At 63.8% G+C, this 21,656-nt stretch carries 18 protein-coding genes; 11 read left to right on the top strand and 7 right to left on the bottom strand.

All coding sequences use genetic code 11. The features are described 5' to 3' along the window. Positions 1-20: 20 nt before the first annotated feature. From VNN55_01635 to VNN55_01620, 4 genes are read right to left on the bottom strand one after another with little or no spacing between them, the layout of a single operon-like run. Positions 21-485, bottom strand: coding sequence for an isochorismatase (locus tag VNN55_01635; GenBank protein ID HWO56245.1), 465 nt, complete (start codon positions 483-485; stop codon positions 21-23). Next, a complete protein-coding gene (locus VNN55_01630; GenBank protein HWO56244.1) occupies positions 482-805 on the bottom strand; it encodes a hypothetical protein in 324 nt (107 codons plus the stop codon). The genes VNN55_01635 and VNN55_01630 overlap by 4 nt, the downstream gene beginning before the upstream one ends. A gap of 14 nt (positions 806-819) precedes the next feature. Further along, on the bottom strand, positions 820-2,118 hold the full coding sequence (locus VNN55_01625; GenBank protein HWO56243.1) for a pyridoxal phosphate-dependent aminotransferase: 1,299 nt from the start codon (positions 2,116-2,118) through the stop codon (positions 820-822). Positions 2,119-2,132: 14 nt separating this feature from the next. Continuing rightward, entirely contained in the window at positions 2,133-2,888 is a 756-nt protein-coding gene (locus VNN55_01620; protein HWO56242.1) for a nitrilase-related carbon-nitrogen hydrolase, read from the bottom strand. Between the two features lie 246 nt (positions 2,889-3,134). On the opposite strand from VNN55_01620, the gene VNN55_01615 reads away from it, so the two are divergent. The 5 genes from VNN55_01615 to glgP all read left to right on the top strand — a co-directional run bounded on the left by VNN55_01615 (position 3,135) and on the right by glgP (position 13,199). Beyond that, on the top strand, positions 3,135-6,425 hold the full coding sequence (locus VNN55_01615; GenBank protein HWO56241.1) for a S41 family peptidase: 3,291 nt from the start codon (positions 3,135-3,137) through the stop codon (positions 6,423-6,425). A gap of 126 nt (positions 6,426-6,551) precedes the next feature. Beyond that, the gene (locus tag VNN55_01610; GenBank protein ID HWO56240.1) at positions 6,552-8,345 is read left to right on the top strand and encodes a M14 family metallopeptidase; all 1,794 of its coding nucleotides are present in this window, start codon (positions 6,552-6,554) and stop codon (positions 8,343-8,345) included. Further along, complete coding sequence (locus VNN55_01605) at positions 8,335-8,784, top strand: MOSC domain-containing protein (GenBank protein HWO56239.1); 450 nt, start codon at positions 8,335-8,337, stop codon at positions 8,782-8,784. Before VNN55_01610 ends, VNN55_01605 begins: the two co-directional genes overlap by 11 nt. A 145-nt stretch (positions 8,785-8,929) precedes the next feature. Further along, on the top strand, positions 8,930-10,546 hold the full coding sequence (gene pckA / locus VNN55_01600) for a phosphoenolpyruvate carboxykinase (ATP) (protein HWO56238.1): 1,617 nt from the start codon (positions 8,930-8,932) through the stop codon (positions 10,544-10,546). Between the two features lie 58 nt (positions 10,547-10,604). After that, a complete protein-coding gene (gene glgP, locus VNN55_01595) occupies positions 10,605-13,199 on the top strand; it encodes an alpha-glucan family phosphorylase (protein ID HWO56237.1) in 2,595 nt (864 codons plus the stop codon). 134 nt (positions 13,200-13,333) lie between these two features. Here the strand turns inward: glgP and VNN55_01590 are convergent, their stop codons facing one another. From VNN55_01590 to VNN55_01580, 3 genes are all read right to left on the bottom strand, one after another. Further along, entirely contained in the window at positions 13,334-14,764 is a 1,431-nt protein-coding gene (locus VNN55_01590; protein ID HWO56236.1) for an O-antigen ligase family protein, read from the bottom strand. 100 nt (positions 14,765-14,864) lie between these two features. Then, complete coding sequence (locus VNN55_01585; GenBank protein ID HWO56235.1) at positions 14,865-15,431, bottom strand: TlpA disulfide reductase family protein; 567 nt, start codon at positions 15,429-15,431, stop codon at positions 14,865-14,867. Further along, positions 15,428-16,078, bottom strand: coding sequence for a thioredoxin family protein (locus VNN55_01580; GenBank protein HWO56234.1), 651 nt, complete (start codon positions 16,076-16,078; stop codon positions 15,428-15,430). Before VNN55_01580 ends, VNN55_01585 begins: the two co-directional genes overlap by 4 nt. Positions 16,079-16,257: 179 nt before the next feature. On the opposite strand from VNN55_01580, the gene VNN55_01575 reads away from it, so the two are divergent. From VNN55_01575 to VNN55_01550, 6 genes are all read left to right on the top strand, one after another. Then, a complete protein-coding gene (locus VNN55_01575) occupies positions 16,258-17,067 on the top strand; it encodes a sugar phosphate nucleotidyltransferase (protein HWO56233.1) in 810 nt (269 codons plus the stop codon). Continuing rightward, positions 17,064-17,531, top strand: coding sequence for a dTDP-4-dehydrorhamnose 3,5-epimerase family protein (locus VNN55_01570; protein HWO56232.1), 468 nt, complete (start codon positions 17,064-17,066; stop codon positions 17,529-17,531). Before VNN55_01575 ends, VNN55_01570 begins: the two co-directional genes overlap by 4 nt. 23 nt (positions 17,532-17,554) lie before the next feature. Then, positions 17,555-18,556, top strand: a complete 1,002-nt coding sequence (locus VNN55_01565; GenBank protein ID HWO56231.1) for a dTDP-glucose 4,6-dehydratase — start codon at positions 17,555-17,557, stop codon at positions 18,554-18,556. A gap of 15 nt (positions 18,557-18,571) precedes the next feature. Further along, complete coding sequence (locus VNN55_01560) at positions 18,572-19,456, top strand: SDR family oxidoreductase (GenBank protein HWO56230.1); 885 nt, start codon at positions 18,572-18,574, stop codon at positions 19,454-19,456. A gap of 433 nt (positions 19,457-19,889) precedes the next feature. Continuing rightward, on the top strand, positions 19,890-20,708 hold the full coding sequence (locus tag VNN55_01555; protein HWO56229.1) for a sugar phosphate nucleotidyltransferase: 819 nt from the start codon (positions 19,890-19,892) through the stop codon (positions 20,706-20,708). A 21-nt stretch (positions 20,709-20,729) separates the two neighbouring features. Further along, positions 20,730-21,575, top strand: a complete 846-nt coding sequence (locus VNN55_01550) for an SDR family NAD(P)-dependent oxidoreductase (GenBank protein HWO56228.1) — start codon at positions 20,730-20,732, stop codon at positions 21,573-21,575. Positions 21,576-21,656 lie beyond the last annotated feature (81 nt).

The raw sequence follows: 21,656 nt of genomic DNA, 5'->3' as shown, positions 1-21,656 counted from the left end.
CACAGGCGCCGCCGGCAATATCATACTTCAGTGTTCAGTTGACGCGACAAGTAAGCGTCGACATCGGGGCCGCGGGGATTGGACAGGACGCAATCGATCCATGCCTGTCGTTCATGGCATTGCACCATCAGGTCCCACACACAGACCGAATTGTGATCTGCCGGCGCGTCGCGCAGCGACCCGGGCTTGTCGACCGGCGAGACCTGGTACCAGTGCAGCAGCTCATTCTCATTGATCCACAAATCGAGGAACACCTGGTTCTCGCCACGGCCATCATGGATGCCGACAAAGCCGACATTATAATGTTGCTGGCCTGTCGGTTCCCCGATCAGACGCCGTGTGACCGACTGCCGAGCGGCCTCGACCAGCGCCGGACGCGGTTGCGGACGCTTATAGCTGATGCCGTAGGCCTTCAGACGCCACCCCGCCACTGTCCAGAGATCGAGAAAGCGGATGGGGCGAGGCTGGTAGGAGGAACGATTCATGCAACCGGCTCGAAATGCGCGAAGGTGCGGGCGGTTTCAGAGAGCGACGCCAGCGGCACAAACTCGCCGTGACGGGCGAAAGCGCCCCAGATTTCCTGCACCGCCGGCTCCGCTTCAGCCCGCCGCGAGTGCTCCACCGATGTCCACTCGAATGACTCGATGAACACGCCGTCCGTGGCCGACCAGAGCAGCAGCGCCGGACGCTCGGTGACCAGCCCCAGCGAACGCAGAGTCGGGACATGGCGCTCGAACAGCCCGCGGACTTGTTCCTTCTGTCCCGGATGGGGACGCACGGCGTAAATGACGGCAATCGCGCTCATGACGTACGCTCCGTTCAACCAAACAACTCCGCCAGACGCTGCCCCGCCTCGCGGCAGTCATCCAATGAACAGGTGTAGGCAAAGCGGATATAGTCTGATGTGCAGGCGCCGAAGTGGTGGCCGGCGACGCTGCCGATCCCGTGCCGCAGGATGTGCTGCGACATCCACTCGCCGAGCGGCAGCGGGTCGGAGGCCGGCGGAACGGTGAATCGTCCGCGCGCCTGCTCGATCAACGCTTCGCGGTTGATGTGAGGATACCAGTAGAAGGCGCCCTTTGGCTTCAAGGTGAAATTGAACACGCCCGCCCGTACCAATCCCTCCTGCAACGCGTCGCCGCGCGCCTTGTAGCTGGCGGCCATGTCGCGCAAACGGCCATCGTGCCGGGCGTCGAGAGCCTCCACCGCGCCCCACTGCGCGACGGAGTTGACGCCGTTGGTGGTGTACAACAGCGCCTTGCGGTAGCGCTCGATCATCTGCGGGTCGATCAGGTGGGTGTAGCCGATGCGCAGTCCGGAAAAATTCTGCGACTTGCTCATCGAGAAGATCGGGATGAACCGCCGGTAGATGTCCGGATCGTTGGTGGCGTGCGCCTGCTGCGTGAGGATGACATAGTCGGGATCATAGACCAGATCCTCGTAGGCGAGATCCTCGATCACAAAGAAGCGATGACGGCGGACCAGTTCAAACAGCGCCGCGACATCCCCCTTGGGAAAGATGCCGCCGGTGGGGTTGCCGGGGTTGACGATGATCACCGCGCGCGGCCGATGGGTCTCGACCGCGGCGGCGAATTCGTCCATCCGCCAGTTGAATCCCAGTTCCTCGCGCGTCGGGACCTCGACCAGACGCGCGCCGGAGAGGCGCGCCACATGGATCATCGATTCCCAGACCGGCGACGGCAACAGCACGGTCTCGTCACGTCCCAGCGCCGAGGTGAGGACGCAATACAACACGCCCATCGCGCCCTGGCCGGTGAAGACCGTCTCCTCGTTCAGGTCGTGCACGATTCCGTTCTTGCGCGCCAGCTTCTCGCAGATTTTCGCGCGCAAGGGACGGATGCCGGTGGCCTCGGTGTAGTAGGTCTTGTTGTCGCGAATGGCGCGGATCATCGCTTCGGCGACCTCGGGGAAGATCGGGTAGGACGGCGTCCCCGATTCCATGCGGTAGACCTTCTCGCCGCGATTCTGCTTGTCGATCAGCGCGTCGCGAATCTCGACAATGCGCGAGAGCGTGACCGAATCGTAGACGTGCTCGTGGTCCGCCGCGCGCGTCTCCGCCGCCTTCGGCCGGGCACTGCCGGTCGTCAGGGAATCCATCGATTGCTCGCTTTCTAAAGAAGCCGCGCATCAAGGCGCGTGTCCAGACGCGCCTTGATCGCCGCGATATCGTTCAGATCGATCGGGAACGCATGCCAGGATAACGGATCGGGGACCGAGGGGCCCAGTTCAAAGGCCGTTTCGCCGCCGGGCCCGAAGGCGTAAGAGCCGCCGCCCTCCTCGTCGCGCGCGTTGATGCCGACGGTGAAGCACTGATTTTCGACCGCGCGCGCCCGCAAAAGCAGCTGCCAGGCATCATCCCGCACCCGCGGCCAGCGCGCCGGCACCACCAGGAGGTCCAGCCCGCTTTTGAACCATGGCCGAACGATTTCCGGAAAGCGCAGATCGTAGCAGACGATGATCCCGGTGCGAACGGTCTGCCCCTTGCAGGTCAACGCCAGCGGCGCGGCCGGCTCCCCCGGCGCGAAGAATTGGTCATCGGCCAGCGGACGGAACAGGTGGGTCTTGGCCACGGTCGCGATCCGCTCGCCGCGCGAGAAGATCATCGATGCGTTGAGCATTTTGCCGTTATGTCCCGGCATCGCGACCGTGCCCGCAATCAACGTCAGCCCATGCCGCTCCGACAGGCGCGCCAATTGCTCGGTCAATCCGGCCAGATCGTCCATCGGCCGGCGCTCGGTGGCCAGTCGTTTGTAGCCGCCGTCAAACAACTCCGGCAGCACGAGAATGTCGACCGTTCCCGGTTTGCTTTCGCGATCGAATGCCGCGAGTCCTTCGCGGTTGAACAAGCAGGCGATTCGCAGAATCATTGTATGCGCCATTGCCCCGACGGGGCAGATGGTCCCGCAGGCGGTGGTAGCCGGTGCCCGACGCGCCGCACCGTGTGGCGGGATAACAGGATACCATCGCGCGGCCCAGCAATCAAGACTGATCTCGTCGTCTCTTGCCGCGCAAAAAAAGACAACTTTACGCGATCTCGCCCGTTAGATTGAACGTCCCTTTTTTTCGGGACACCTGCGTACGGACTTATCCACATGCTTCGAGCGGAGGGTTACATGTTCCAGCGAATCGGATTCGTGCTGGGAGTGTTGTTGCTGCTCCCGGCGCTGGCCGCCGCCGAGGACGCGCGCTTGCTGCGCTTCCCCGACATTCATGGCGACCAGATTGCTTTTTCCCACGGGGGCGATCTCTGGATCGTTTCCGCCAACGGCGGCCAGGCGCGCCGTCTGACCACGCACGACGGTCTCGAATTGTTTCCGCGCTTTTCGCCCGACGGCAAGAAGATTGCCTTTATGGGCGAGTACGAAGGTGATCAGAATGTGTTCGTGATCGACGCCGGCGGCGGTGAGCCCAGGCGCCTCACCTACCATCCCGCGATCCGTTCCACGTCCGAGCGCATGGGCCCGGAGAGCATCGTGATGGACTGGACCCCCGACGGCAAGCGCATCCTCTATCGCTCGCGCGAAGAGACGCACAGCGTCTGGGAAGGCAAGCTGTATACGGTCAGCCCCGAGGGAGGGTTGCCAATCGAGCTTCCGCTGCCGCGCGGGGGCTTCGCCTCGTTCAACGGCGACGGCACCAAGATCGCCTATTGCCCGATCTTCCGCGACTTCCGCACCTGGAAGCGCTACAAAGGCGGCACCGCTCAGGATGTCTGGATCTACGATCTGGTCAACGCCCGCTCCGAGAAACTGACCGACTGGGAAGGCACCGACAACATGCCGATGTGGGACAACGCCTCGGGGAAGATCTACTTCAACTCCGACCGCACCGGCACGCTCAATCTGTTCGTCTTCGACCCCGCCGACAAATCGACCACCCAGGTGACGCAGTTCACCGAGTACGATGTCCGCTGGCCGGCGATGGGGCCCGGCGCGATTGTCTTTGAAAACGGCGGCTGGCTCTATGTCCTCGATCTGCCCAACGGAACGCCGCGCAAACTCTCGGTGCAGTTGGGCGACGACGCCCTCCCCGCCCGCGACCGCTGGATCAATGTCAAGGATCGCATCCAGGATTACACCGTCTCCTACGACGGCAAGCGCGCCATGTTCGGCGCCCGCGGCGAGATCTTCACTGTGCCCGCCAAGCACGGCAACACCCGCAATGTCACCAACACCCCCGGCGCCAATGAGAAGTTCTCAACCTTCTCGCCCAATGGCCAGTGGATCGCCTATGTCTCCGACGCCTCCGGCGAGGATGAGCTCTACCTGCTGAAGGTCAATTCGTCCGAACCGCCGGTGCGTCTGACCACCGATGGCGACCGTTACAAATACCAGCCGTCCTGGTCGCCGGACTCGAAGAAACTGGCCTGGTCGGACAAGAGCGGACGGGTGTTCTGGATCGACGTCACCACCAAGTCAAAGACGATGATCGTGCAGGGCCAACGCGGCGACATCCGCGATTATGTCTGGTCGCCCGACTCGAAGTTCATCGCCTACTCCGACAACAACGAGCACTTCATCTCGCAGATCTGGGTCTACTCGCTGGCCGAGAACAAGAATCGCGTCGTCACGCCCGGCGACTACGACGACGTCAACCCGGCTTGGGATCCGCAGGGGAAGTACCTGTACTACCTGTCCAACCGGCACTTCAACCCGATGCTGGGCAACTACGAGTTCAACTTCGTGCTCGAGAAGATGACCGAGATTCACGCGCTCATCCTCGCCGCGGGTTCGCCCTCGCCGTTTGCGCCGAAAAGTGACGAGGTCACCCCGAAGAAGGATGAGGCCGCCGGCGCGGGCAAAGAGGAGAAAAAGGACAAGGACGGCGCCGCCGCCAAGCCCGTGACGGTCACGATCGATTGGAACGGGCTTTACGACCGCGATGTGCGCCTGCCGGTGGACGCGGGGCAATACGGTGGGCTGGCCGCGGCCGAAGGGCGTGTCTTTTACATCTCCACCGGGCTGGGCGGTCTCGACGGTCCGGTCGAAGACGCCAAGACCACCCTCCATGTCTTCGTCATGGAAGACCAGAAGTCCCACGCCTTCCTCGAAGGTCTGGATGGCTACGATCTGACTCCCGACGGCAAGACGATGATCGTGCGGATGAACGGGAAATACGAGATCATCGATGCCGGCGGCGAGAAGGCCAAGACCGGCGACAATGTCCTCGATCTGTCCAACCTTGAGATGCGCCTCGATCCGCGCGCCGAGTGGAAGCAGATCTTTGAGGAAGGGTGGCGTCTCCAGCGCGACTTCTTCTACGATTCGCTGATGCACGGGGTCGACTGGAAGAAGATGCATGACCGCTACGCCCCGCTGGTCGACCATGTCACGCACCGCTTCGATCTCACCTATGTGCTCGGCGAGATGATCGGCGAGCTGGCCACGGGCCACACCTACGTCGGCGGCGGCGATTATTATCGTCCGAGCGCCAACGAAGTCGGACTTCTGGGCATCAACTTCGTCGTCGACTCGGCCGCGCGCCGCTGCAGGATCGGCCGCATCCTCGAAGGCGAGAACTGGCGCGATGACCGCCGCTCGCCCCTCACCGAGCCGGGCATCAAGGCCGCCGCCGGCGACTACATCATCGCCATCAACGGCAAGCCGCTCTACATCGACACGCATCCGTATGCGCTCACCGAAAAGTGCGCCGGGCAGACGGTCTCGGTGACGCTGTCCAAGTCGCCCGACGGCTCCGGCAGTTGGACGATCGAGCCGAAGACCATTGGCAGCGAGGAAGAGCTGCGCTACATCGACTGGGTTGCGCGCAAGGCGCGCTACACCGATTCGGTCTCGGGCGGACGGATCGGCTACGTGCACATCCCCGACATGGGCGCGCCGGGACTCAAGCAGTTTGCCAGCATGTTCTTCCCGCAGATCCGCAAGGAAGGGATGATCATCGACGTGCGCTGGAACGGCGGCGGGTTCGTCTCGCAGCTGATCATCGAGCGTCTGCGCCGTGTGCTGTCGGCGATGGGCAAATCGCGCAACTATGGCCCGACCACCTATCCCGGCACGGTCTTCCACGGCTACCTCGCCTGTCTGTGCAACGAGCACTCGGCCTCCGACGGCGACAACTTCCCATACCACTTCCGCAAGTACGGCCTCGGCCCGGTGATCGGCAAACGCACCTGGGGCGGCGTGGTCGGCATTCGCGGACATCGTCCTTTCACCGACGGCGGCTACATGAACACGCCCGAGTTCGCCAAGTACGACCTGGATCGCAATTGGATCATCGAGAACCGCGGTGTTGACCCCGACATTGAGGTCGAGTACCCGCCGGAGATCGTCTACAAGGGCGGCGACCCGCAGATTGACCGCGCGGTGCAGGAGATCATGAAACAGATCACCGAGGCGCCCAAGCAATTGCCGCCGCCGCCAGCGACCCCGCCCGAGAAGCGGTAAGTCTTACGTCTCGTTCCCACCGGCCCGGCCCTCAACGAGGGCCGGGCCATTTGTTTGGCAACGAGGGGAGGATTTCTTTACTTTGTGTCGCCCGGCGGCGGCCCCGGTGCCGGGGGAGGACCATTCATGCGACATGCCCTGCTGTCATTCCTCGCCACGTTGATCCTGTCGGCCGTGATTGCGTCTCCGACCGCCGCCGACGACTTCCTCACCGTCACCGAGCAGAACGATTTCCGCATCACCGCCACCTACGACGAGACCATCGACTTCCTGCGCCGCCTCGAGAAGGCCTCGCCCTATGCGAAACTGACGGTCTTCGGGCGGACGCCGCAGGGGCGTGACCTGCACTGTTTCATTGTCTCAAAGGACCGGGCCTTCACCCCGGCCGACGCGAAAAAGACCGGCAAGGTGATCTTGCTGGTGCAAAACGGCATCCATGCCGGCGAGATCGACGGCAAGGACGCCTCGATGATCCTCCTGCGCGAAATCCTCGTGACCCGTGAGCGCGAGCCGCTTCTGGACAACGTGATCCTGTTGATCATCCCAATGATCAACCCCGACGGCCATGAGAACAACAGCCGTTACACCCGCGCCAATCAGTACGGCCCGGAGAACGCAGGCTTTCGCGTCACCGCCCAGCGCTACAATCTCAACCGTGACTACATGAAGGCCGACGCGCTTGAAATGCGCGCTTGGTTGAGACTGTGGACGACGTGGATGCCCGACTTCTTCATCGACAATCATGTGACCGACGGGCACGACTGGCAGTATGTGATCAACTACACCATGCCGTGGCAGCCCAACGCCGCCGCCGCCATCCGCCAATGGACCAGGGAGCAGTTCGATCCCTATTTTCATTCCCGCTGCGCCGACCTGGGCTTCCCGCCCTTTCCCTACGCCTTCCCGATGCGGAACCGCACCGATGGCGCGGTCGGCACCTATGTCGATATTCCGCGCCTCTCAACCGGCTACACCGCGCTCTGGAACCGTCCCGGTCTGCTGATCGAAATGCACTCGCTCAAGGAGTATGAGCCGCGGGTGCGGGGCAATCACGCCGCGATGGTCGCGGTGCTCGAACTGCTCAACCGCGAGGCGGCCAGTCTGAAGGAGGCGATCGCGCGCGCCGACGCCGACTTGATCGGCGGCGTGCTGGATTCGGTGCCCATTGCCTTCCAACCGACGGGTGAATCGACCATGGTGGCCGTGCGGAACTACTCGTCGGCGCTGGATTCCGGCCACGTGACCGGCGGGAGGTTCACCCGATGGGATCGCAGCCGTCCGCAGATCGACACCGTTCCCTACTTTGCCAGTTTCCGCCCGCGCGCCCAGGTGGCGATTCCGCGCGCGTACCTGATCCCGCGTGAATGGACGGACGTGATCGAGCGCCTGCGCTGGCATGGCGTTGCGATGCGCACGCTCGCCGCGCCGGCAACGTTGCCGGTCGAACTGTACTACCTCGACAGCGCCGACTGGGCGGAGGAGGCCAACGAGGGGCATGTTCGTGTCGCCTGCAAGGCGCGCCGCGTCGACACGACGCTGAGCTATCCCGCCGGCACGGTGGTCATCGATCCCCGTCAACCCGCCGGCAAAGTCGCGGTGCACGCGCTGGAGCCCGAGGCCCCGGACTCCTTCCTCGGCTGGGGCTTTTTCAACACCGTGCTGGAGCAGAAGGAATACGCGGAGGGATATGTGATCGATCCCCTGGCCGATTCGCTCTACGCCGCCGATCCGCAGATCCGCGCCGCATTCGATGCCCGTGTCGCCGCCGACACGACCTTCGCCCGCAGCGTGCAGGCCAAGCGCGATTTTTTCTACAAGCGCTCGCGGTTCGCCGAGGGCGGACTCAACTGGTACCCCGTCGCGCGACTGCGCGGCGACATCCCGGCCACCAGCCCCTGGAAGGATGACGATGCCCGCTGAAGTTGTCTCGATTCATTATGTCCGGTCCGACGGCGCCCGCGCCGTCAAGGCCGATGCCGTCGAAGTGCGCGCCAATTACGGCATTCCCGAAGACTATCGCTCCGGCCAAAGTCCGCGGCGGCAACTGACGCTGATCGAAGAGGAGGCCTTGCAGGAAGCCGCGCGCCTCCTTGGGCGTCCGGTTCCAGAGGGCGCCTCGCGTCGCCAGGTGGTCGTGCGCGGCATCGACTTGAACAAGATGATCGGACACCACATCCGTCTCGGCGAGATCACGCTGTCGGTGGAGCGCTATTGCGCGCCCTGCGAGCGCATGAATCAGGAACTCGGACCCGGCGGACGCGACGCCCTGCGCTGGAAGGCCGGCGTCACGGCCCGTGTGGTCTCCGGCGGCACGCTCCGTGTCGGCGATCCGGTCACGCTGCTGCCGGATTCCGATTGACGGCCCGCGACGTTGCCTGTGGCGTCCGCCGTCGGACGTGGGCCTTTTCGCCGGGAATCTCCGATAGATTTTGCTCCGCTTCACTTGGTAGATTCCCGCCCGCCATGAGCCGGTCGTCGGCTTGGGCCATCAAGGAGACCATCCCATGCTCGACCAACAGCACCTGGCGTCCGATACTCACGTGTTCAACGGTCTCAAGGCGCTGGGCCTGCACAACATCGGCCGCATCTACGCCAACCTCGTCACGCCGGCCCTCTACGAGGAAGTCATCCGCCGCCGCGAGGGGATGATGGCGTTGTCCGGTCCGTTGGTTGTGCGCACCGGCCATCACACCGGCCGCTCCGCCAACGACAAATTTCTGGTCGATGACGCGACGACGCATCCCCATGTCTGGTGGGGGAAGGTCAATCGGCCCTTCGATCCCGGCCGCTTCGAATCGCTCTACCGCAAGGTGCTCGCCTATTTGCAGGGGCAGGATCTCTATGTGCAGGATCTCTACGCCGGCGCCGATCCCAAGCACCGTCTGCGCGTGCGCGTGATCTGCGAAAACGCCTGGCACAGTCTGTTCGCGCGCACGCTCTTTCTGCGCCCGCACGCCGACGAGCTGCCGACCTTCGCCCCCGACTTCACCATTGTGCACGCGCCGCATTTCCACGCCAACCCCGATGTCGACGGCACCAACTCCGAGACCTTTGTCATCCTCGACATGACCCGCCGTCTGGTCATCATCGGCGGCACCAGTTACGCCGGCGAGATCAAAAAGTCGGTGTTTACGGCGATGAACTACATCCTGCCGTTCAACAACGTCATGCCGATGCACTGCTCGGCCAACGTCGGCAAGGGCGGCGACGTTGCGCTCTTCTTCGGATTGTCCGGCACCGGCAAGACCAGTCTCTCCGCCGATCCCGAGCGGGCGCTGGTCGGCGATGACGAGCACGGGTGGTCCGACGACGGCATCTTCAACTTCGAAGGCGGCTGCTACGCCAAGGTGATCCGCCTGTCCGCCGATGCCGAGCCCGACATTTACGCCTGCACGCGCCGCTTCGGCACTATCCTGGAAAACGTCGTGATCGACGCCACGTCGCGCCGTCTCAACCTCGACGACGATGCCATCACCGAGAACACGCGCGCGGCCTACCCGCTGACGCACATCGCCAACGCGGTGCCCTCGGGATGCGCCGGCCATCCGGACAACATCATGTTCCTCTCCGCCGACGCGTTTGGCGTGCTGCCGCCGATTGCCAAGTTGACCCCGGCCCAGGCAATGTATTACTTCATCTCCGGGTACACCGCCAAACTGGGAGGCACGGAGAAGGGGTTGGGCAAGGAGCCGCAGGCGACGTTTTCAGTTTGTTTCGGCGCGCCATTCATGGCGCTGCATCCGACGGTGTACGCAAAACTGCTGGCCGAACGGATCCGGAAGCACAAGTCGCATGTCTGGCTGGTCAATACCGGCTGGAGCGGCGGGGCCTATGGCGTCGGGTCGCGCATCAAGATCGGCTATACGCGCGCGATGATCAAAGCGGCGCTGGGCGGCCGGCTGGCCTCGGTGCCGACCGTGAATCACCCGGTGTTTGACTTTGCCGTGCCGCAGTCCTGCCCCGGCGTGCCCGCGGAGATTCTCGATCCGCGGCGCACCTGGCCCGATCCGAACCGGTACGATGAGGCGGCAGCGGCGCTGGGCAGGCGCTTCCGCGACAACTTTGCTCAGTTCACCAGCGGCGTTTCCGATGAAATTGCCCAAGCCGGACCGAAAGCGTAGTTCATTCAGGCGGGCGCAAACCCTGCCGACACTTGGGATATAGGAGAGGGCGGCCGGGATGGCCGCCCGCTGCGTTTACGCCATGAAAGCCCTGCACACCATCGATGTCCAGCCCCGGGTTCCCGAGCGGTTGTCCGATCTGATCATGATCGCTTACAACCTTTGGTGGTCCTGGCACCCCGAAGCCATTCAATTGTTCCGTCGCATGGACGCCGATCTCTGGGAACAGGCCCATCACAACCCCGTTGCCATGCTCGGCGCCATGCAGCAGGAACGGCTCGATGAATTGCAGCACGACGAGGGTTTCCTCGCGCAATTGGACCGGCTCGCGGCTCAGTTCAAAGAGTACAGGTCCGCGGCGACCTGGTATGCGAAATCGCACGGCCCGGTCGATCAGCCGCGCATCGTCTACCTCTCGGCCGAATACGGCCTCACCGAGTGCATGCCGATCTACTCCGGCGGCCTCGGCCTGTTGGCCGGCGATCATATGAAGTCGGCCAGCGAACTGGGCATCCCGCTGATCGGGGTCGGACTGCTTTATCAACGCGGCTATTTCACGCAATATCTCAACGCTGACGGTTGGCAGCAGGAACGGTACAACGACAACGATTTCTACAACATGCCGATGCGGCACCTGATCGGTGCCGAGGGCCAGCCGCTGAAGATCCGCCTCGAATTCCCCCGCCGCGCCGTGGTCGCGCAGGTCTGGGATGTGCAGGTGGGGCGGGTGCGCGTGATCCTGTTGGATACCAACGTGCCGGAAAACTCCGTCGAGGACCGTCAGATCACCGCCGAACTGTACGGCGGCGACACCGAGCGGCGCATTCAGCAGGAGATTGTGCTGGGCGTCGGCGGCATCCGCGCCGTCCAGGCGCTCAGCTTCCGTTGCTCGGTCTGCCATCTCAACGAAGGCCACAGCGCCTTCTCCGTTCTGGAGCGGGTCCGCGCGCTGGTGACCGAGCACAACTTCGCGTTGCCGCACGCGCTGGAGGTAGTGCGCAAGACCACGGTCTTTACCACGCACACGCCCGTGCCCGCCGGAATCGATCAGTTCCCCGAACCGATGATGCAGAACTACTTCGGGGAGTTCGTCAAGCAGATGGGCATGGCCTGGAATGATTTCATGGCGCTGGGGCATCTGGATCCCAACGACCGCCATGCGCCGTTCAACATGATGTCGCTGGCCCTGAACATGTCCTACCGCGCCAATGCGGTGTCGCGCCTGCACGCCAAAGTCTCGCGTCGCATGGTCGAACGCGGCTGGCCGGAAGTCCCGGTCGAGGAAGTGCCCGTGGTCCCGATCACCAACGGCGTGCACACCCGCTCGTGGATTTCACAGGAAATGTCGGAGTTGTTCGACCGCTATCTGGGACCCGCGTGGAGTTCGCAGCCGGCCGATCAGACCATCTGGGAGCGCATCGAGCAGATTCCCGATGAGGAGCTTTGGCGCACGCACGAGCGTCGCCGCGAGAAACTGGTGGCGGCCGCGCGCCGCCGGCTGGTGAACCAATACGAACAGCGCGGAGCGCTCGATCACGAAATCCATGCCGCCCGCGAAGCGCTCAACCCGCAGGCGCTCACCATCGGTTTCGCGCGCCGCTTCGCGCCCTACAAGCGCGCAACCCTCCTCTTACGCGACCGGGAACGGCTCAAACGGATCCTGATGTCGGAGACCCGTCCCGTCCAACTGTTGATCGCCGGCAAGGCGCATCCGCACGACCAAACCGGTAAGGACCTGATTCGGGAGATCATCCACTTCGCCCACCAGCCCGAGCTGCGCCGCCGCGTGGTCTTTCTGGAAGACTACGAGATTTCGTTGGCCCGCAGTCTGGTGCAGGGCGTGGATCTGTGGCTGAACACGCCGCGCCGTCCGATGGAAGCCTGTGGCACCAGCGGCATGAAGGTGGTCTTCAACGGGGGTCTCAATGCCAGCGTCCTCGACGGGTGGTGGGACGAGGCCTACGCGCGCGACCGCGGCTGGGCGATCGGCTCCGGCGAGGAATACACCGATTGGAACCTGCAGGATCAGATCGAAGCCGACGCCCTCTATGATTTGCTCGAAGAGGAGATTGTGCCGCTGTTCTATGACCGTGGCACCGACAATCTGCCGCGCGGCTGGATTGCCCGGATGAAATCGTCGATGCGCGCCCTCTGCCCGCGTTACAACGCCAACCGGATGATCCGCGAGTACACCGAGCGCTTCTACGTGCCGGCCATCTCCGATTGCGACCGTCTGAGCGGCAACCGTGAATCGCTGACCGCCTACAGCGACTGGAAGGAGCACGTCCGCCGTCACTGGGGCCAGGTGGCGATCCTCAAGGTGGCGGCGCACGACGGCGGCCGGGTCAGCGTCGGCCAGGCGGTCGGCGTCACCGCCACCGTCTTCCTCGGCGCGCTCACCCCGCGCGATGTCCGTGTCGAGCTGTATTTCGGCAAACTGGACGCCAGCGATCAGATCAAAGACGCCACTCCGATCCCGTTGCCGGAAGTCCACGATCTCGGCAACGGGACATTCGCCTTCAGCGGCACGACCTCCCGCAAGCGCAGCGGGCGCTATGGCTACTCCGTGCGCGTGTTGCCCGCCCACCACGCCATGACCAACCCATGGGAGATGCGGCTGGTGCGCTGGCCATCCGACCAGACAATCCGCTGACGCGATCCGTGCGCGTCGTCGGGATTTCCCGCCGTTCCAACTCGGTGTCGCAACCGTCGTCGATGAAGCATACACCGGAGACTCGGTGCGCACGCTTGGTCCGGTCCCTGCGATTCATGCGGGCCGATACGTCATTATGCGACGGGCAAAGCATCCGAGACGCGCGCCGGCAGGTTTGGCGGCTCCGAGTGGACGCGCTGGACATACATCTTGGCCATCATCCCAAAATAGAACGAGACCACCATCCCGCCGATTGAGTAGAACAGGTAGGCCGAATAGAAGTAGTGGCAGATGATCGCTCCGACCGGTCCGGCCAGGATCAGCAGCGCGCGCAATTGTTGTTCGTCGCGCGCTCGCCCCAACAGTTCCCACCCCATCTTCACCAGTCGCCAGAACATCCAAAGGATAAGAAAAGTCCCGATGATTCCCGTCTCGGCCAGGTAGGTAATGGCATCGTTGTGGACGCCCAGCCCGCCGGCGCGCGGCGAGGCGGGATCGAGGTGAAAGAAGTCGAACCGGTCGCTCCAGCGGCTGGCCTGCCCGAGGCCCACGCCGAAGATCGGCGAGTCAGTGAACACCGCCCATCCCATCTTCCACAACAACAGACGGATGAAAATGGTGTTCGAACGGCCTTCGATCGCCTGCTCCACCCGTTGTGAGGCCGTCTCAAACAACACGATCTGTCCGAACAGAAAGATCAGGATCATGGCCGTGGTCACCGCGACCAGAACGACGATGCGGCGACGGAGCTTCGGCACATGCCGGCGGCGCGACCAGATCCAGGTCGACACCACGACCACGATGATCCCCAGCAGCGCCTGCAACATCGCCGAGCGCGTCTGAGTGGCGATCAGCCCCAGAAAACTGATGCCGGCCGCCGCGATCCACCACAGTCGCGCGGACCGACGGGCCGACACGATCGCGCCGACACTGGCGTGGATCATCGCCATCGACAGGAAGGTGTTGAAAAACCAGCCGGCGGGCCCGAAGACACGCTCCCGTCCGCCGCTGGCGACGAACTCCGCGATGGTGGATAACGAGATCACGATCGTCGCGGCGAGCATGAGCAACAGGATCCGTCCGATGTCCTCTTCCGCCACCTGGTCGAGGATGATCAATGTGAGGGCGATCAACTGCAGGTGGCGGGCCCAGTTGATGAGGGCCGGTATGGTGTATGGCGCCCAGACGACTGTCAGGCCAAAGTACACCGCCAGCGCCGCTAACGGCGCGAACAGCGGGTTGCGCCTCCAGGCTCCCGGCGTCGTTGAGGCGAGCCGATTCATGATCGCGCCGGCCATCAGCGGCACGGACAACACGTCTGAGACATAGATTCCATCCGTGCCGGGGAGCGGGTGCTTGGAGAACATCGCGGCCATGAGCAGAAAGAGCCCAAGGCGCGGATATAATAGCGGGAGCAGGAGGGCCAGCGCGGCCAACGGCGCCAGTCCCAGCGGCCAGCCGTAACGAGCCGCGGCGACTCCCGCGACGAATTGCAGCGCGCCGATCGCGGCCAACCACCGCCACCACGCGCGTGTCCGGATGGACAGCGTTGCCTCAAGCGCCATCATCGAATGCCCCGGCCGCGCACACCCGCGGACGACCGAAGCGAAGATATCCTCCGATTGACCGCAAAGACAGCCCGAACCCGCTACGCCTGGACGCGCGCTACGACACCAGCGAGCGGATCCGCTCGAAGTCGGACTCGGCGAGACGGCCGATCCAGCGCTCCACTTCCTCCCCCTTGGGGTTGTAAAGAATGGACGCCGGAATCGTGCCGGAGAGCTGGAAGCGCGCCGTCAGGTCATCGGTCGAGCCGGAGAAGATAATATTGGGGTAAGCCATGCGGTGCATCTCGGCGAAGGAGCGCACCTTCTTGACCGCTTCCGCCTCAGTCGGCGAGGTCATGAAATCGGCGGAGATGCCCACCAACGCGAACGGCTTATCGCGCAGGGATTGATGCAATGCCACCAGATCGGGCGTTTCGACCACACAGGGGCGGCACCAGGTCGCCCAGACGTTCACCAAGACCCATTTGCCTTTGACGGCCTCCAGAACCGAATCGACCCGTGGCACCGCTCCGACCACCACCGTGGGCGTGGTGGCCGTCGGGTTGGCCGTGGCGGTGGCGTTCGACCGCGGCGCGGGTGTTGGTGTCGAGGGTGTCCCGCAACCGACCAGGACGATCACGCCCAGGACGCCGAGGGCGCGCAGAAGTGGGCTCCGTACGCTCATGACGAAGACTTCTTCCCCGTCGCGAGGACGTCCGCGCGCCACTTGATCGAGCAACCGAAGGCCGTGGTGGTCGCGGTCGGGATTCCCCGCCCGGCGACGAGCGCGTCAAGCGCATCGGTCAACTCCCGCTTCTTGACTTCATTCTCCTTGGCCGAATCGTCGATCCGCCCGCGGTAGACCAGCGTCCCCTTGGCGTCGAACAGGAAGATGTGCGGCGTGACCTTCGGGCCGTATTGAAGCGCTACCGCCTGCGATTCGTCGTAGAGGTAGGGGAAGTTGTATTTCATCGAGTCGGCGCGTTCCTTCATCTTGGCGAAGGAGTCATCCGGATAGGCCTTGGCATCGTTGCTGGAGATGGCCACCACGCCGATCCCCTGCGGCTTGTACCTGGCGGTCAGATCGATGATCCGCTTCTGGTAGGCGACCGCATAGGGGCAATGATTGCAGGTGAAGATGACCAGTGTGCCCTTCTCGCCGGCAATGTCCTTGTAGCTGTAAGTCTTCCCATCGGTGCCCGGCAGCGAGAATTCGGGCGCCGTCTTGCCGATTTCCAGTTCGGACAGACCGGGTGGCTCTTTCTTCTGTTGCGCGAGGGCGGTGACGGCAGTCAGCAGCGCGAGCGGGGCCAGCCATTGGAGTCGCATCATCGGGGGTCTCCTATCGGATTCGGGCACAGTGTACGGACCGAGTGTCGGATCGGATCGGGCAAATGCCGCATCTTGGCTACTGATACCGAAGTCCCACGGGGTTTGTTCTCGAAATTATCGCGACGGGCGCCCCTCGACACAAGCGCCCCGGCGGCTTTATCTTACCAACCGGAGTCCATGTGGTCCAAACAGGTGCCATCAAAGGAGTGGTTCTCGCCGGCGGTCTGGGGCGTCGTCTCGGACCGCTGACGGAAATCACCAACAAACATCTGCTGCCCATCTGGGACCGTCCGATGATCTTTTATCCGTTGCGGACGCTCCTGGAGGCGGGCATCAGGGATGTGCTGATAGTCACCGGCGGCCAGAATCCCGGCGACTTCCTGCGCCTTCTCGGCGATGGCCGTGAATTCGGCTTCCGGCATTTGTCTTTCACCTACCAGAAGGGGCAGGGTGGGATCGCCGCGGCCCTGGCCTGCGCCGAGGAATTCGCCGCCGCCAGCCCGCTCTGTGTCATCCTCGGCGACAACATTCTCCAGGAGAGTCTGCGCCCGGAGCTGGAGCGATACCGCAAGCAGGGGATCGGCGCGCGCATCCTGTTAAAGAAGGTGGCCAACCCGCAGCGCTTCGGCGTGGCGCGGTTCGAAGGGAAGAAGTTGACGGCCATTGTCGAGAAGCCCCAGCGGCCGCCCTCCTCCTTTGCGGTCACCGGGGTCTATTGCTTCGATGCGTCGGTGTTTGATCGCATCCGCCGGCTGCGTCCTTCCCGGCGTGGTGAACTTGAGATCGCCGATGTGAACAACTCGTACCTGCGGGACGACGCCCTTACCTATGGCACACTGCCCGGCTGGTGGACCGATGCCGGCACCGTCGAATCGCTGCACCATGCCTCGCTTCTGGCGGCACGCACCTGGTTTGGGCCGACGGCGCGCGAGGTCTTCTGGCCCCCGTTCGATCGCTGGGTGAACAAACGTCTGAGGAACTCGGCATGACGACCCCGACGCCGTCGCGCATCCATGGCAGCGCGGTGCGCCCGCTGGCGGTCCATCCCGATGACCGCGGACGCCTCTTCGAGATTCTTCGCCACGATGACCGTGAGTTCATTCGCTTCGGGCAGGTCTATGTCACCACCGCCTTTCCCGGCGTGGTCAAGGCCTGGCATTTCCACCGCAAGCAGACCGACTTCTTCTGTATAATCCAGGGGAAGGCGCGCTTTGCCCTCTATGACCCGCGCCCCGATTCGCCGACCCGCGGACAAGTTGACGAAGTGCTCTGCGACGGCGACCGGCCGCAGCTGATCGTCATTCCGAATCTGGTCTATCACGGATTCAAGAACATCGGCGACATCGACGTGATCTGCATCAACTGCCCGACCGAGTCCTACGACGCGGCGGATCCCGACGAGGAACGCCTCGACCCGTACGCCAACGACATCCCCTACGATTGGCGGCGCTGACCGCGCCTGATCCGAGTCCGACGATGCATCTTCTGGTGACCGGTGGTTGTGGATTCCTTGGCTCGCACTTTGTGCGCGACTGGCTGCGCGGCCATCCGGAGGACCGGATCACCAATGTCGACTGCCTGACCTACGCCGGCTCACTGGACAATCTGGAAGAGGCGAAGTCGCATCCGCGTCATCGTCATGTCCCAGTCGACATCGCCGACCGCGAAGGGATGCGCGCCATCTGGTCGGAGCGGTATGATCTCGTCGTCCACTTTGCCGCGGAAACGCACGTCGACCGGTCGCTGGAGGATGCCGCGCGGTTTGTGCGCACCAATGTCCTGGGCACCCAGACGCTGCTGGATGGCGCGCGGCAGCAGGATGACGTTTCGGTCATCATCGTGTCATCGGATGAGGTCTATGGCCCCGCGCCGAAGGGCGCGACCTTCGGCACCGGCGATCCGTTGCGTCCCACCAGCCCCTACGCCGCCAGCAAGGCGGCCGCCGACTGGCTGGCGCTCGCCAGCCGCCACACCGACAATCTCGACGTGACCATCGTGCGTTCGGTCAACGTCTATGGCCCGCGGCAGTATCCCGAGAAGTTCATCCCGCTGTTTGTCACCAACGCCCTGGCGGGGGAGCCCTTGCCGCTTTATGGGCATGGCCGTCATCGCCGCGTCTGGCTGCATGTCGATGACTTTGTGGCGGGGCTGCGGGCCATCGCCACCGACCGCGAACGCCGGCGGGAACGCCCGGTCTGGCATTTGGGCTCGCGCGAGGAGCGCGAAAACCGCGCCATCGCTCAGCGTATCTGCGAACTTTGTGGCGCCGATCCGTCGTTGATCGCCACCGTGGCCGACCGTCCCGGCCACGATGCCCGCTACGCGCTCGATTTCTCGCAAACCGAGCGCGTCTTCGGTTGGACGCCGCGCATCGGCTTCGACGAGGGCTTGCGCGACACTGTCGACTGGATCCGCGACCATCTGGATTGGTGCCGGGCGCGCCGCTCCTGGACCCCCGGATTTCTGCGGTCGCGCTGACACAGGAGCATTGCTATGCGAATCGCCATCACCGGCGCCTCCGGCCTGTTGGGACGGGCCCTTCTGATCGCCGGGCGACAGCGCGGTCATGATCTGGTGGCCGGCGCGCACTCCACACCGGTGGCGACGGCGGCATCGGTCCTGCCGTTGGACTTGCAGGAGGAAGATTCGATCCGTCGGTTTGTTGCCGACGCCCGTGCCGAGCTCATCGTGCATTCCGGCGCCATCACCGATGTCGATCTTTGCGAACAGCATCCGGACCTGGCGCAACGCATCAACGCCGATGCGACACGCGCCTTGGTGTCGGCGGCGGACCGTGCGGGCGCGCGCGTGATTTTTGTGTCGACCGACTATGTTTTCGATGGACTTACCGGGCCCTATGACGAGAACGCCGTGCCGCGACCCATCAATGCCTATGGCCGCGCCAAACGCGCCGGGGAGGAGGCGGCGTTGGCCGGTGCTGCCGCCCACGCCGTCGTGCGCTCGGCCAGTTTTCTCGATGTCGACGAACTGGAGCCCCCCAGCTTCGCCGCGCGCATGCTGGAAGCGATCCGCGATCACCCGCCGTTTCTGGCTCCCACCGATCAGCGCTCCAACGTCACGCCCGTGGATGAACTGGCCCGCGGCATCCTGCTGCTCGCCGAGAGCGGCGAGGGCGGCCTCTGGCACATCGTGCATCCGACCGTGCTCTCACGCTACGAGTTCGCCCTCCTTCTTGCCCGTGCCGCCGGACTTGAGGAATCACGGGTCAAGCCGACCAATTACATTTCGCTGGGCCGCCCGGCATTGCGTCCGCTCAACGGTGGACTGATCGGCGAGAAAGCCATCGCCCGCTTTGGCCTGCAATTTCCGCCTCTGGAGATTGCCTTGGAACGGATCCTGACTCGCACCACCGACTGAAACCCCCGCGGAAATTCCTTCCGCGCATAGGGAGGCAATTTCCGGTCGCTTCTGCCGTCCTCTCGAACCGAGTCCTCAATCCAGCCAGGTCGCGCTCTCGTATTACATTGTCGGGCAATGCGTTACTTCTTTTCTGTGGGGTTGTCCCCATACTGGCACCCGATTTGACATGGGCATAGGCCTGGCGCCACGGAAGGCGCCCGCCATGACGGACTGGCAGAGTCCGTCACATCAAAGCCCCAGGGAGGGGATCATGCCCGCGAAGTCACGTCAAGTCGAAGAATCCAACTCCGGCGTCTGGTTTTTCATCCTGCTCATCGTCGCCATCTTCGTGCTCTACTGCCTGTCGATGCAGCGCCCGTATTGCTAAGCCGTGCCGGGACCGATAAAGAACCAGGGAGCCCATTTCAACACGTCGAGAGGCAATCACATCGTGACCACACACACCCACGAAACCCGTACGGCCGTCATTCTGGCGGGAGGCAAGGGCACGCGCCTGCGCCCTTACACGACATCTTTTCCCAAGCCGCTCATGCCGATCGGGGATCGCCCGGTGCTGGAGATTTTGATCGATCAACTCGTCCGCGATGGTTTCACCGACTTTCGGTTCGCTGTTGGTCACCTGGCCGAATTGATCGAGGCCTATTTCGGCGATGGGTCGCGTTGGGGCGATCATGTCCGAATTGCCTACTCCCGCGAGAGCGCGCCGATGGGCACCGCGGGTCCGTTGTCGATTCTTGCGCCGCAATTGCCCGAGCATTTCCTCGTGCTTAACGGCGATGTCATGACCGATTTGGATTACGGCGCCTTCCTCGCGACGCACCAGCGCAACACGCCGGCGCGATTGCTCACCATCTCCACCCACCGCCGCGTGCTGTGTTCCGAGTATGGCGTGCTCAACGCCACCAGCGAGGGGCTGGTGCGCGAATACAGCGAGAAGCCATCGTATCACCTCTCGGTTTCAGAGGGGGTCTACGCCTTTTCGCGCGAGGCGCTCTCCTGGATTCCGAAGAATCAACGCTTCGACTTTCCCGATCTGGTCGCGCGCCTGTTGCGCGAGCACCTGCCGGTGGTCGCCTGCGAGCACACCGGGCTCTGGCTCGACATCGGGCGTCCCGACGATTACGAAGAAGCCCAGCGGCTGGTCGCCGATCATCCGGAGCGGTTTGTCGCGCTCCGGAGGATTCCGGCCGCCGCGCGCTCCGGCCTCGAGGCGCCGCCGCCCCTGGCCGAGACGCAACGACGCTCGTGACCATCGCCACAGGGGGGATCGATGAGCACGTCCGACACACTCACCACCGGCCAAAGCCGCCTGTCACGTTTCACCTTCGCGCCCGAACCCCACGACAATCCCCGCGTAGCCGTCGCGTCCGCCGCGTCCCTGCGGGGACGTGTCGCCATTGTGTCCGGCGGCGCGTCCGGCATTGCGCGCGCCATCGCCACCGAACTGGCCCAGCATGGCGCCGATGTCGCCATCATCCATCATGGCCAGCCGCATCCGGCCGAAACTCTCTGCAGCGTCATTCAGTCGTTCGGCTCCAAGTCGCTGGCCATCGATACCGACATCACCAATGAAATCGCATGCGCCCACATGGTCGCCGATGTCTTCGATCACCTGGGCGTGGTCGATATCCTCGTGCACTTCGCCGACTTCCGCACCGAAACGCCAATCCATCTGCTGCACCGCAAGGATTGGGACCTGGTCGTCCATGAAGGGCTCGGCGGGGCCTACAATCTCACCCGCGCCCTGATCAACCCGATGCGCCAGCACGGCGGCGGACGGGTCATCTTTGTGGTCGAGACCCCTTGGCGGCAGAACCGCCGTCAGTATGGCCAGGTCATGACCGGCGAATCGGCGATCACCGGTCTGGCGCGCGCGCTGGCGGTCGAAAACGCCGCCCGCGGCATCACCGTCAACTGCGTCGCCACGGGCATCTTCGAAACGCCGCGCACCGTCGAACTGACGTCGAAGGAGCGCGAACGGATCAGCGGCATGGTCCCGGCGGCGCGCATGGGACGTCCCGAGGAGGCGGCGCGCCTGGTGGCTTTCCTCGCCTCCGATGATGCGTCCTACATCACCGGCCAGTTGATCGCCATCGATGGCGGTCTTTCGATCTGACAGGGTCGCTGAATCGGTGATCCATCAATCAAGGGGTTGAAAGCCCCTTGTCTCCGCAGTAGCCAAATCACGCCCCCTCAT

The organism is bacterium (assembly GCA_035559435.1).
GTDB lineage: Bacteria > Zixibacteria > MSB-5A5 > WJJR01 > WJJR01 > JACQFV01.
This window is presented reverse-complemented; position numbering and strand designations above follow the sequence as displayed.